The sequence below is a fragment of the Lelliottia sp. 7254-16 genome, assembly GCF_002922995.1.
GTDB classification, from domain to species: Bacteria; Pseudomonadota; Gammaproteobacteria; order Enterobacterales; family Enterobacteriaceae; genus Enterobacter; species Enterobacter jeotgali.
In genome coordinates, this window is sequence record NZ_PQVS01000010.1 from 113,608 (window position 1) to 126,096 (window position 12,489).

14 protein-coding genes and 1 tRNA gene are annotated in these 12,489 nt (G+C 45.5%); 3 read left to right on the forward strand and 12 right to left on the reverse strand.

The window, feature by feature from the left end:
• Nucleotides 1-3 precede the first annotated feature (3 nt).
• From C3708_RS23620 to C3708_RS14575, 8 genes are all read right to left on the reverse strand, one after another.
• The gene (locus tag C3708_RS23620; RefSeq protein ID WP_133159915.1) at nucleotides 4-411 is read right to left on the reverse strand and encodes a hypothetical protein; all 408 of its coding nucleotides are present in this window, start codon (nucleotides 409-411) and stop codon (nucleotides 4-6) included.
• Nucleotides 398-1,237, reverse strand: coding sequence for a hypothetical protein (locus tag C3708_RS14540; RefSeq protein ID WP_133159916.1), 840 nt, complete (start codon nucleotides 1,235-1,237; stop codon nucleotides 398-400). Before C3708_RS14540 ends, C3708_RS23620 begins: the two co-directional genes overlap by 14 nt.
• 351 nt (nucleotides 1,238-1,588) lie before the next feature.
• Nucleotides 1,589-3,256 (reverse strand): hypothetical protein, encoded by a 1,668-nt coding sequence (locus C3708_RS14550; RefSeq protein ID WP_133159917.1) that lies wholly within the window; start codon nucleotides 3,254-3,256, stop codon nucleotides 1,589-1,591.
• A 164-nt stretch (nucleotides 3,257-3,420) separates the two neighbouring features.
• Complete coding sequence (locus C3708_RS14555) at nucleotides 3,421-5,754, reverse strand: primase-helicase zinc-binding domain-containing protein (protein WP_103950259.1); 2,334 nt, start codon at nucleotides 5,752-5,754, stop codon at nucleotides 3,421-3,423.
• Between the two features lie 14 nt (nucleotides 5,755-5,768).
• Nucleotides 5,769-6,089, reverse strand: a complete 321-nt coding sequence (locus C3708_RS14560) for a DUF5375 domain-containing protein (protein WP_103950260.1) — start codon at nucleotides 6,087-6,089, stop codon at nucleotides 5,769-5,771.
• Complete coding sequence (locus tag C3708_RS14565; RefSeq protein WP_103950261.1) at nucleotides 6,086-6,313, reverse strand: hypothetical protein; 228 nt, start codon at nucleotides 6,311-6,313, stop codon at nucleotides 6,086-6,088. The genes C3708_RS14560 and C3708_RS14565 overlap by 4 nt, the downstream gene beginning before the upstream one ends.
• A complete protein-coding gene (locus tag C3708_RS14570; RefSeq protein ID WP_103950262.1) occupies nucleotides 6,310-6,861 on the reverse strand; it encodes a host cell division inhibitor Icd-like protein in 552 nt (183 codons plus the stop codon). The genes C3708_RS14565 and C3708_RS14570 overlap by 4 nt, the downstream gene beginning before the upstream one ends.
• Nucleotides 6,858-7,124, reverse strand: coding sequence for an AlpA family transcriptional regulator (locus tag C3708_RS14575; RefSeq protein WP_103950263.1), 267 nt, complete (start codon nucleotides 7,122-7,124; stop codon nucleotides 6,858-6,860). The genes C3708_RS14570 and C3708_RS14575 overlap by 4 nt, the downstream gene beginning before the upstream one ends.
• Before the next feature lie 550 nt (nucleotides 7,125-7,674).
• Here C3708_RS14575 and C3708_RS14590 point away from each other — a divergent pair.
• Genes C3708_RS14590 through C3708_RS14600 form a run of 3 tightly spaced genes read left to right on the forward strand, consistent with a single transcriptional unit; the run spans nucleotide 7,675 to nucleotide 9,231 of the window.
• On the forward strand, nucleotides 7,675-8,418 hold the full coding sequence (locus C3708_RS14590) for a capsid protein (RefSeq protein ID WP_103950266.1): 744 nt from the start codon (nucleotides 7,675-7,677) through the stop codon (nucleotides 8,416-8,418).
• Nucleotides 8,419-8,420: 2 nt separating this feature from the next.
• Nucleotides 8,421-8,639: an ogr/Delta-like zinc finger family protein gene (locus tag C3708_RS14595; RefSeq protein WP_103950267.1), complete on the forward strand. Its 219-nt coding sequence runs from the start codon at nucleotides 8,421-8,423 to the stop codon at nucleotides 8,637-8,639.
• Between the two features lie 28 nt (nucleotides 8,640-8,667).
• Nucleotides 8,668-9,231 (forward strand): phage polarity suppression protein, encoded by a 564-nt coding sequence (locus tag C3708_RS14600; RefSeq protein WP_103950268.1) that lies wholly within the window; start codon nucleotides 8,668-8,670, stop codon nucleotides 9,229-9,231.
• Nucleotides 9,232-9,643: 412 nt separating this feature from the next.
• On the opposite strand, the gene C3708_RS14610 is transcribed toward C3708_RS14600, so the two are convergent.
• The 4 genes from C3708_RS14610 to C3708_RS14625 all read right to left on the reverse strand — a co-directional run bounded on the left by C3708_RS14610 (nucleotide 9,644) and on the right by C3708_RS14625 (nucleotide 12,362).
• Nucleotides 9,644-9,868, reverse strand: a complete 225-nt coding sequence (locus tag C3708_RS14610; RefSeq protein WP_103950269.1) for a hypothetical protein — start codon at nucleotides 9,866-9,868, stop codon at nucleotides 9,644-9,646.
• 88 nt (nucleotides 9,869-9,956) lie between these two features.
• Complete coding sequence (locus C3708_RS14615; protein WP_047737313.1) at nucleotides 9,957-10,931, reverse strand: GAF domain-containing protein; 975 nt, start codon at nucleotides 10,929-10,931, stop codon at nucleotides 9,957-9,959.
• Nucleotides 10,924-12,105, reverse strand: coding sequence for an integrase arm-type DNA-binding domain-containing protein (locus C3708_RS14620; protein WP_103950270.1), 1,182 nt, complete (start codon nucleotides 12,103-12,105; stop codon nucleotides 10,924-10,926). The genes C3708_RS14615 and C3708_RS14620 overlap by 8 nt, the downstream gene beginning before the upstream one ends.
• Nucleotides 12,106-12,267: 162 nt before the next feature.
• A tRNA-Sec gene (locus C3708_RS14625) sits at nucleotides 12,268-12,362 on the reverse strand.
• Nucleotides 12,363-12,489 lie beyond the last annotated feature (127 nt).

Below are 12,489 nucleotides of genomic sequence, written 5' to 3' on the forward strand. Positions count from 1 at the left end.
AATTCATGGGGAACTATCTTGTTCTAATTTTTTGGCTGCCAAACCATCGACAAAGAACCTATATGATGCGTAAATAAATAAAACTATTTGCCCGATACCAATAGTAATAGACGGTTTTACTAATAGTAATGTGTAAAAGACAAGGCTAGGACCTATACCTGTCAGAAAAACCTTTGCAATGTACCATTCCCAGCCCTCTCTCTTTTTATTTTTTGATGTGGATATCAATGCCGAAGATAAAAACGTTAAAGATTGTCCAAATATAATGAAACTTGCAATCGACCAGTCACTAGCTAAAATTATATCGTGCCATTTTTTTTCAGATGCTTTAATTATAATCATAAGTGAAAATGGAACAATGACGAACGCGTATGCAGCTAAAAGACTTTTCAAATGTTTAGAATAACTCATTCTGTACCTCATCACTTGAAATTACGCTTATCACTCTTAAGATTTCAGCTCTTTTTATTTCTGTTTTTCTTTTTGTTTTAAAAGCATCAATTCTTATAATTGCGATCATGCAATATTTTGCTGTTATTACAGGCAGTTGTCCAGTTTGATATAGATTCAACCAAGTCTTATCTTCCATAAATGCAAGATATTGCTTTCCTGTTGTACGACTTCGAACAAGCCATTGTGAATCACCAAAATTAACTGGTTTAATAATATCTAAAAAATCTTTTGTGGTGTTTATTATATGATCGCCTTTTATTAGCATTTCTTCAGGATCAACCGAAACTCTCATTCCAGTATTAAGATAGTAAATATTATCATCTGAATCAGTCTTATGATTTATTACAACCTTCTCCCCTTTCTCTAATAGTTTATTTGCTGATGATATATCTGAAATTACCTCTGTAAATCTCACTCTATCTAAGTGAGGTGAAATTTTATTACACTCTTCTTTTATTTTTGATTCCTGAAATTCGATTAGTTCTTCTATTTTTTCAGTAGAATCAAGTTCATTTATATCGATAAGATCATTTATTAATCTCATTGACTGAACGTTAATGAATTGACCTAATCCATTTGCAATGGAATTTAGAACAGATTTAATTGAGCCTTTTTCAATGTCTGATAATATCAATTCATATTTAACATCAAGATCTAAACTGTCAGCTAGTAAATTACCATATTTTTTTTGTGCGGAAATATATAATGCCATTGCCGAGAAAATGTCTTCTGGATTTTTTCGATCAGAATTATAATCAATTTTAATACTTATTTGACTTTCCATGTTCAACCCTAAAATTTAATAACAGGCAATTTTATGATATGAGCATAAGTATATTTGTCTAGCGAAAATGTAGAAAAAATGAAAACTATTGGCGGAGATCACAGGAGTCCTAAAGCCTCTGCAATTCGTTGATTTTATTGTAAAAAAACAAATCACAAGAACGGGTTTATACACATAGCTATACATATAGACTAAAGCGTTCGTTTTATGAACATCATTAAGACACAGAAAAAACTTTTTTTTAGAAAAACTGTTCACGCTGTTCACTAGGTGATTTTTGTTATAATTTTCAAAATGATATGTGGTGAATGGTAGGTGAACAGTGAACACTTTACTGTTCACTGTATTAATCTAATCAAGGTAAAGATAATGCTTTGGGGCCTCTTTGTTTATGCCGACAGCGTAAGTCTTAACTAGGCATTTTCTCTCCGGTTCGTAGGATATGCACTTTGGGAACATGCTTTCTGCAACTTGAGGTTGTTGCTCTAGAAGAGTTATAAATCTTTCTTTTATTATTTTCTGAGTTAGGCTTTTGATCAGAGCAAGCCTTTTATCGTTTCTTGTCGCAAAACAAGGGCCGGGGGATAATCCCAATACATTTAATATAATCCCTGCGATTCTTGTGTTTTTGAAATTTGCAAATTTTTCAATGCTTTTAAGCTCTTCATACATTCTTCTTATTGTCCTTTTTATTGTAATTTTATGAAACTCGCCTGGAAATTCTTCATGGGTTGAAAATATACCATCCCAAACAATATTATTTTGAATGTGCCAAGTAGTGAAGTTATCTGCTTGACATAGTGAAGCTTTAAATAACAACTCAATTAAAGCGCTTGAGATATAGTAATGTATATCAAAAACATATTTTCTTCTTTTCCTAACACTATATTGATAAATGGTTTTCGCTTTTAATTTTGTTGTGGTGTCAAAGAGTTTGCCGATAAAATCTATTGATGAGTGTAATTTTTCTATCTCTTCGCTCTTCTTAATCTCATCATCTGTTTTATCTACCATGTGCATATTTTGAGTGCAGTACTTTATGCTTTCTAGCACAGAATTTAGGACTAGGTTTGTATCAATAAAGTTTTCTCTTTTTAATCTTTCCTCTAAATATATAAGGCTAACTCTAAAATAAGCATCCCACTGTTCATTATCAAAGCTTAGGAATGTTTTGTAATTGAAATCAAATGGAGAAAGATGCCCTATTTGAAGCGAGTCGATTAGTAGGTAGTTGCCATAAAAACTTTTTGACCATTCTTGGATCTCCCCCATTAAGCCAGAGTAATATCCGTTATCCTCGTGGTAAATTATAGAGTTTTTATTTTTTATGACTTCTTGTGATACGTTTGCGGAAAACTGATGGAGCGGAATATCATAGTTTTTAAAAGTATTTGTGCTAACGAAAAAATATGTAGCAGTACGTGGTGATGTAGCAACAAGCACTTTGCAAAAGTTTTTATTTCCTATTAAGTATAAAATATCATTGGCGATTTGCGTAGTTACTCTATCTCCTTTGCCAGAATGTTTTATTAATGAGTTGGCCGAGCGACCTAATTCGTCAGTTATTATGGCTAATTCCTGCTCAACGCCTTTTGCAATGTATTTGTACAATGCATTTATATATTTCATTTGGTTTCTTTTGCTGAATACAGGCGGTTTAAGAAAGGCGTAATATATCCATAGCATAAAACAAAATAAAAAACAGAATCCAAGTGTCGCTTGGGTTAATATCTTTATATCAAAGTTCGAGTCAAGAACCCACCATTTACTTGCGCTCCAAACATCCGATAATAAACTTATGATGCCAGTTAGTGCAATTATTGCAAAAGTGATGACGTAAAGTGGGAGTGGGGCGATGGAAATACGAAATTTGTATCTAGTATCCGTTACTGTAAATATAACAACTAGAAGTGCAAGCGAAGCTAGGAACTCAGAAAACCCGAATATTTTTATCCCTGAGGATAATGGATCTGGAGGAACAAAACACAAACTATGAAAAAAACATCTTGCTGGTTGCATGGTATGCGTTCTTTAATTGGTTAAGTATTAACAATATTTAACTCTAAGTCATTACATTTTTCAATAAGCAGAATCCATTAAGCTAATGGAGGTTATACCAATGCTATGGAATTATTTTAATTTTATCATATGCAAAAAGACCGGCAATGCCGGTCTGAGGTAGGTTATTTCGCTGTCGGATCGTCACATTTTGGCAGCCAGTCGGCGTTGCTTTCGTCCCTGAGCGCGAGATTAGTCTGCATCCCCTGATTCGTTCGCCGCTTGCCGTAATTCAGGCCGTACTCTTTCAGCATTGATGACAGGCCTTTGCCAAACATGGTGAGGCTGAGCGTGTTCTTGTAGCCGTGCGCCTCCATATAGACCAGATAGGCGTGATACAGGTACAGGCGCGGCTGTCGCGGGACAATATTCGCATTCCCCATATACATTCCCTCTGGCTCGGGCAGCGCCTCAAGATAGCCGCAAAAATCGAAGGTCGGATCAGCGTCGCGCTTGATACTGAGTGCCTCGTCGGAGTTCTGCTGCGACTGGAGCAATGCACGTGCCGTCATCGGGTCGCTGAACTGCTGCATAAGCTGGCGCACGATCACGGCCAGTTCACGTGCGATTTTGTCCTTAAGCTGCGGGTCACGCTCCTCCGGGGCGATTTGCTCGGGGAAGTGGATGATGACACGGCGACGGGACACGCCGCCGCTGCGGTCGGTGAAGCGCATCGGGTTATTGTTCACGGCCAGAATCACCGCCGGGATATAAGCCGAATAGGCGTCGCGGTATTTCGGGTCGACTGACACGGCATCGCCGCCGGTGATGGCCTTAAGTCCTGCGCCGTCACCGCTCCATTTCTCCTGGTCAGGCAGGCGTATCAGCGAGAAGCCAATCAGCGCCGCGCGCTCGCGAGGTGATTCCAGCGTCTCGATGGTCGCTGACGTGGCGTTGTCCTCCCCGGCGAGAAGGGTCGCAATTTCGGCCAGAATACTTTTTCCGCTCCCACCGGGTCCGGTGACTTCGAGAAAGAGCTGCCAGTCGTAGCGGTTCGCCAGAACCATAAACAGGGCTGCCAGAATCACATCGCGTTTTTCAGCGTTGCCGCTGGCCGCACGGTCGAGCCAGCGCCAGAAGTTCGGCGCGTGGGTTTCCAGCGTTTCACGCTCCACCGGCGGGGTAAAGTCCACGTCGCACAGGGTGCGCAGCCAGTGGGATTTGCTGTGTGGGCTGAACACACTGGTGAGGGTATCAAGCACGCCATTGCGAAAGCCAATCAGACGACGCGCCGGTGCAGCCTGCTGGGGAATAATGAGTTTCAGGGTATCGACCAAGGAGGCAATTCTCCCCGACGAGAACGGGGCGCGCAGGCGCTGGAACAGCCCGGCCACGTCGCGTGCAAAGTCCGACGGCGGGATAATTTTCCACGTCCCGGCTTCATAGCGGGACAGGAGCTGGCCGTTGGCGTCCACGGCCAGCGCTTCGCCATAATGCTCATGCACCCGCATCGCCTTTTCACTGGTACTCATGGCGGTAAATTCCGCCTCGCTCATGGTGTCGAACGGGCTTTGTGCCGGTGGCCGGATGGCACCGTAAATCGCTTTACGCGTGGCGTCCTCACCCTGCTGCATAAAGGCATCATTCCAGTCACCGAATACCGGCGGGAGGGCAACCGTGCCCTCACAGGCCTGTGCGGCCGCTGCGGCCTTGATCTGGCCGTTCCCGCTGAGGTCACGGTCAGCAGCGAGAACAATCTGACAGGCCGGGTGCTGACTTCGGGCAAGGCTCGCCAGAGAAAGGAGGTTCACGGACGAGAGCGCCACCATAACCGTTTCACCGGTCAGGTGATGCACGGTGAGCGCGGTCGCATAGCCCTCCGCTATCCACAGCCGTTTTCCTGCCTCTTTTTTCCCGTCGATAAGGTGCCATGCCCCTTTCACCTGACCACCTTTCAGGGTGCGTTTGAGACCGTCAGCGTTAATAAGCTGAACGTTAACCAGTGCGCCGGACTCGTCCTGCAGCGGCACGACCACATCACCGGCGCGGTAGGTCACGCCGCCGGTTTTGTGCGTGGTGGTCAGCGTCAGGCAGTCGAGCGCCGGAAAGCCCTTCCGGGTCAGGTAGGGGTTGCCGGTGGCCGGGCGGGTTTTCGCCATCAGTGAGGCGGCAAGCGTGGCAGCGGCTTTGCGGCTGGCGTCGGTTTCGGCCTCAGCAGCGGCGATAATTTCCTCAGCAACCGGCGGCAAACTGCCGGTCAGGGCGCTCACCTTCCCGGCGGCTTCGGAAGCCGACACACCGAACACCTTTTCGACCAGCTTAAGCCCGTCACCCGCGCCGCACTGGTTGCAGAACCACGTCCCGCGCCCCTCTTTATCGTCAAAACGAAAGCGGTCAGAGCCGCCGCATACCGGGCAGGCCTGATGCTGGTTTTTAATCACTTTCACACCCAGCGCCGGGAGAATGCGCGGCCAGTGGCCGCACGCCTGTTTTACAGTTTCGGTTACGTTCATTTTCATGGTTATTTTCTCCCTCAGTGCACAACCGATGCGGCGATATGACGGGCGCAAAGTTCATCCATTACGGCCATCCCCAGAAAGGACAGCGACGGCGCGGCTTTCAATGGCCCGGCTTCCATTAAATCTTCGAGCAGCGCACAGGCAATCTGACGGCCTTTTTCCTCGCCGTGCTGGCGCAGATAAAACCCTTCCAGCTCGGCGGCAATAGCACTTTCCAGCGTATCGAGGGTGAGCTGCGGGTAGCGGTGCTGACGTTCGCACAGGGTCAGCCAGGCACAGGCCACGGCACGACGATACAGGGCGGCGCGTAATACCGGCGGTAACGGCTTTTTCATAGGCTACCCTCCCCGGCCAGCCAGCGCTGATTGCAGCGTTCGACCACGCCGTCGAGCTGGGCGGTCATCAGGTAAATCACGGAGTTAAGCTGCGACTGCTGCGCGGGGTCGCGACGGAGGGTAGTGCAGTCCTGCTCCTGCATCATGGCACTGACAAAGTGGCCGACGTTGCGCAGGTGCTCAAGGCATTCGAGTTCTTTAATGCTGAGGGTGGTGTGTTTCATGCGTGCACCTCCGCAACCGGCAGACGGCCAGCAAACGAGAGGACGTAATCACGAACAAGGGAAAGACGTGCGGCGTGTTCATCACCAGCCACGATGCGGAGCATACAGATACGGGGTTTACGGTCTGCGCGGCGAACAGCGGCAAACACGAAGACAAATTGCGGGTGTGACGGGGTGAGGATCGTAGCCATAAGGGCAACCTCCAATAAGTAGCGGTTATCGCCACCACCAGAGCTGCAAATCTCATGGGTGGTAGCCCGGACGGGGTTTGCAGTACCGGCCTTATTGGAAACCGGCCAGCCCGAAGGCTGCCCCGCCCGGACCACCATTATCTGACAGGAGCAACGGTGAAAACACCACAGCCCGAAAAATAGGTGTGTCTGAGCAACGACATAAAAAAACACGCTTGGCGCGTGTTGTGTCGCCAATAAGTTACACGGGCTGCAAATCCCGGCTATCGATTTTGCGACAGCGGGAAAACTATACCTGGAAACGGCGAACGGAAGCAAGCCAGAAAAAGGGGCTTTCAGAAGAACGGCCATCATCATGCGTCACAGCCCCGGTTACGGTCGGCGATCCGCTCGGCCATCCATGCGGTAATTTCTGACTGCGCCCACGCCACATTTTTACCGCCCAGTGAGATCTGTTTCGGGAAAGCCTCCCGGCTGATGAGGTCATAAATCGTCGAACGGGACAAACCGCACAGGTGCATCACTTCGGGCAGGCGAATAAAGCGCTCCTGAACGGCGTCAGGAAACGGCACTGGTGGGGCGACTGGCGCAGAAGACGGGGAAGAAAAAGCGGTGTGCATCGGGCTACCTCATAAAGTCCATACAGTGCCGGTCGTGTCCGTCCGGCCTCGGGTAGCTCTCTATTTTGTGAATATTTTCTCTCAGGGCAACAAGTCATTTTGCACCGACTCAATGCACAACAAATTGTTAACAGGTGAATGGCAAACACTGGCAAAGCTATTGTATATGCTGGCATTTGGTTGCACCTGATTGCACTATCTATTATTCATTTTTGTGGTTGTTTTTAATTTATTAATACAAAAAAAGTCTAAGTCAAAAATTCAGCTGAACAGGAAGCCGGTGAACAGTGGTGAACAGACGGTGAACAGTCAGTCCCTCAACTGTTCACCCTTTAACATACTGTATTACTTATATTTTTATTAAAGGTGAACAGTGGTGAATAGTTATCAGTAAAAAAACAAACAGAGAGAGGGTTTTCCTTCGACCTTTTTCTGGCCAGCCGGGTTTTACCCCCTTGCTTGTGCCAGAACTGCCACAACCGCAATGAATCGAGATGTTGTGTGATGAAGGGCAGAATCATTTCAGGTTGAACATACGGAGAGCCTGAACATGAAACCCGAAACAGTCATTTCTGCCCTGCAGAACGTTGTCGCTAAACAGAACGCGGAAAGCGAGAAGCACATCACCGCTAAACTGACCGTATTCACTGCGGCCAGAGACACCCATACAGCCAGCATGGAAAAGCTGAAAGAGATTGATACATCAATTGAACGCTGTAAGCAGGAGCGACAGACAGCTCTCGATGAGAGCGCAGAGGCGGAACAGGACTGGCGCAGTCGCTTTCGTACCCTGCGCGGTAATCTCACTCCTGAAATGAAAGCGGAGCACAGCAAGCGTATCGCCAGTCGGGAGCTGGCCGACGAGTTCACCGGCCTGATTGTGGAGCTGGAGACTGACCGGAGTCGTGCCATGCTGAATGCCTGCTCCACCGGCAATAATTATCGATCTGCGCATGGCGAAGCGTTTACCGCTTACGCCGGGGCGGAATGGGTTAAGGCTATCAACGCTGTTCCCGTCGCGCTCATTCGCGCTTTCCTGCTGCGCATTCGTGCCCTGGAAATGAAGGGGGAAAGCGCACCGCAATCTGTCGCCATCGGTGAACTGCGTGATGCCCTCAACCGTCAGGGCAGTCTGTATCACTTCGATATGAAACAGGAGCCGGTTTTATCCGTGACGGGTATGCAGCGGCCAGAGATTACCGGCGTGGATATGGAACTGTTACGCAGTCCACTTAAGCGAAACATGCTCGCCCAAAAGCTGGCTGAACATGACAAAACTAAGGCGGGGGCATAAGTATGTTTCACTGTCCGTTCTGCAAAACCGGTGCGCACGCCCGTACCAGTCGCTATCTGTCTGAGAACGTCAAACAGCGCTATCACCAGTGCGTGAATATCGAGTGCTCGGCAACCTTCCGCACGCTTGAATCCGTTGACGGGGTTATCCGTTCACCGGCGACAGAGCCGGTCATTCCTGCACCCGCTCCGGCGGCCATCGTTAACCGTGCTGGCGCTTAAGCATGACCAGTCATCAGGAGAAACTTACGTGACCACACTGACGCTACAGAAAGCCTTTGAGGCCTGTCAGGCAAACAAATCCGCCTGGCTGCAACGCAGGGAAGAACTGACGCAGGCCGAACAGGCATACCGCGAACAGCTTGACGGTGACAGTCACAGCGGGCGGAGCCTGCAAACGCTGCGCGATATTATTGGGGTAAAGAAATGGGAAATTAATCAGGCTGCCGGTCGCTATATCCGGTCGCATGAGGAGGTGCAGCGTATCAGCATCCATAACCGGCTGAATGATTTTATGCAGGCGCATGGGGCGGAGCTGGCCGCAGCCCTTGCACCTGAGCTGATGAATTATTCCGGGCAACATCCCGCCGTTCAGTACTGCGCCATGCAGCACTCGGTCGACTATTTGCGCGAGGCACTAAATGTTTGGCTGGCCGCCGGTGAAAAAATTAATTATTCCGCACAGGATAATGACATTTTAACGTCCATCGGATTCAGGCCTGACGCGGCTTCACGGGATGATAATCGCGAAAAATTCACACCTGCACAGAACCTTAATCTCACCCGCAAGCGGACAGAACTGGTCGCGCAGTAGCCCGTCAAAAAATCCCCGAAAATCCCGTCATTTTTATCTAAAAAAGCCATGCATGCGTAAGGTGCATGGTTTTGCATGCGTTTTACCGAAACCTAATGCCCCGCCAGCGTCAGCACTGGCGAGCCCTGAGACCGTTATTGCACCTGCATTAAAAGCGACCTCTTAAGCGGGCAGGCGTGGCGGGGAGAGCATTGCGCGCTGAGAAAGCATTACTAGATATTTAAATCTTCAGCGACTCAAAAGGTTTAACACACATAACGAATGCCATTCAATTAAATATTAGTGTGTAGATAATATTTAGTTCAACGGTTGAGTGAATTTTTATCTAATAATCTTTGATGTCGTAGTGGAGTAATATCTAATATTTATTTTTTTTTAAAAAAAAGGGAGCCTTCGGCTCCCCGTTATAAAGTCATTTGTTTATTAAATGATGCTTTTTTATATCTTTAAAAATATGAGCCTCTTTAGTTTGTACTCGATTATCTATCCAGTCATCCATCATTGCATCAACTTGATTAAATAATCCTTGGGCTTCATATTTTAAATAAACTTTTTCAAAGTCATTATTAACTGAGTAACCATCGGCTTCGTTACCCTTTGGATTTGACAACTTTGCGTATCTGAGCTTTTCCATCATTAGCCCTCCTATCTAAATATCGACAACAGCATTCGATATACAATAACTTATAGCACAAAACTTGAGCGATTGCCACTGAAGTTTGACGTTAATTTGTTGGTGTATCTACATACATTTTGTAAATGACTTCTGAATATATTGCTATTAATGAACTAAGATTCAAAAGGAAATCGCGGTCCCTCTCAAGCGAGAATTGGTCAGGCAGGGCGCTTGTTAGAACAAGAACCCCAAGGCATTCTTCTTCATTGGAATTTTGCTGATAGGCAAGAATAGGAACTGAAAGAAATGAACAATAATTCTTCCTATCAGCAGGATTAGATATTTTTAACTCATTACTTTTAGTAATGTCAGGGCATATCTTTAATTCTTTATGTAAATAAGTCAAACCAACGTGGCCAAATCCAGGTTTCCAAGCCCTGTTTTTCTTGGTAATTCTATCATCACATATTCTAGATATGACTTCTAAATGATTTGTTTCTTTGTTGTAGATGTAAAGGGCAATATTAAACTTTGACTCACTCTTGTAACTAAATAGTGTTTCTCTGTTTCTGGATAAATAGCCTAGAACGGTCGAAAAAAAACTTGCAGTATCAATAGGGAAATCTGCAAGAGTCAATTTTTTCTCTTTATTCGCAATAAGAATCTTACGAATGTGACTATTAACTTGCAATGTTGTTAAATAAATAACAAGTTTTTGAGTGGTAGATAATTTGTCTTCATGTACCATTCTCTCACGAATTATCTCAATCTCACTTACTCTATCATTATATTCTTTTGTTAATTCACCAAGCTCGATTGTAGAGTCATCTTTTTTGTCCAAATATTTAGCACCCCATGCAAGGATCAAATGGAGAATGAAAAACATTATGCATGCTATAAAAAAGAAATCACTTATTCCATTGGTGATATCTTTTTTTTGAAAAACATACGACACACCAAGACCAATGATAATAGGAGCAAATAATGCGTTCCACAAACTTGTGAAGCTTGCAAAATAACCTGCAAATCGTGCATTAATAATTCTGTTTTTTCTTAGTATTTTTTCTATTTTTCTATTATCCATAATTCACCTCAGAATATAAATAATCTGCATACCACTGTGACATTTTTCTTCTGTTTTCTATATGAAGAGCATGATTATAGATCCCTCGTATCGAGTTTTTATCTATATGGGCTAATTGTAATTCAATCCACTGAGTATCAAAACCTTTTTCATGTAAAATTGTCGACATTGTATGTCTAAATCCGTGACCTGTAGCACGACCTTTGTAACCAAGCAATTCAATTACTTGTGATACGCTTTCTTTCGAAATTGGTTTGCTGCGATTGTTTCTACCAATAAAAATATAAGGATAATGGCCAGTAATAGGCTTGAGTTGTTTGAAGAGTTCGATTACCTGAGTTGTTAAAGGCACAATGTGCGGTCTGCGCATTTTCATTCGTTCTGCCGGTATTTCCCATATCCCCTTTTCAAGGTCTACTTCTTCCCACGTAGCAAAGCGCATCTCCTGAGTTCTTACGCCAGTTAGCATAACAATCTTAGTCGCATTTTTTGTGATGATGCTGCCGGTATACGCTTCAAGATCTCTAACAAAATGAGGTAACTCTTCGGCGGATAAAAATGGATGGTGCTTTTGCTTAGGAACGGCCAGAGCGATAGCTAAATCAGGAGCAGGATTGTACTCAGCACGGCCAGTTATGATTGCGTAGCGATAAACCTCACCGCACCTCTGACGCACCTTACGTGTTTTCTCTAGTGCTCCACGCTTCTCTATTCGTCGCAGCACTTCAAGCAGTTCCAGTGGTTTTATCTCACTAATGGGGCGCTTACCAATGTACGGAAAAACATCTTGCTCAAATGTCTTAATGATTTCTTCGCGGTAAGCCACCGTCCAACGATCTGCTTTATTTGTGTGCCACTCCCGGCATATAACTTCGAATGAGTTTTCTGTTGAGAGCTGCTGTGCGAGCTTTTGAGCTTTGCGTTCTTCGACTGGATCAATGCCATTTGCCACCTGCTTGCGTGCTGTCTCGCGTTTGTCGCGTGCCTCTGCAAGCGAGACGAGACTGTAGGAACCAAATGACATTAACCGGGCTTTTCCTGCAAACCGGTAGCGGAACCTCCATCCTTTGCTCCCGTCGGGATTTATGAGCAAGGATAAGCCTTGTCCATCATTGAGGGTGTAGGGCTTGTCTTGTGCCTTAGCGCGTCGGATTTGTATGTCTGTAAGTGGCATGTGTATAAGTGAAATCTGTGTATAAAAAAATTATACACACTACTATACATATTTTTCGTGGATTTAGGGAGATCCCCTCGGACTGATACGGATGACGCCATTAGATAACTTGCTGTAAATAATGGGTTTAAATGACTTTGTCGGACATGGCGAGACGATATTTGGCGGAAGATCACAGGAGTCGAACCTGCCCGGGAACGCTGGCGTCCCCAACTGGATTTGAAATCCAGCCACCTCACCGGAGATGACGATCTTCCGCGCCTCGATTGCTACATGGAGGCGGTGCGCATTATAGCTACTTTCAGGCATTTACCACATCATTTCGCACAGTTTTTTCATCCTTCCTTGACCTGAATTATCCCCTTTCACTTAAATCCTAAGAAA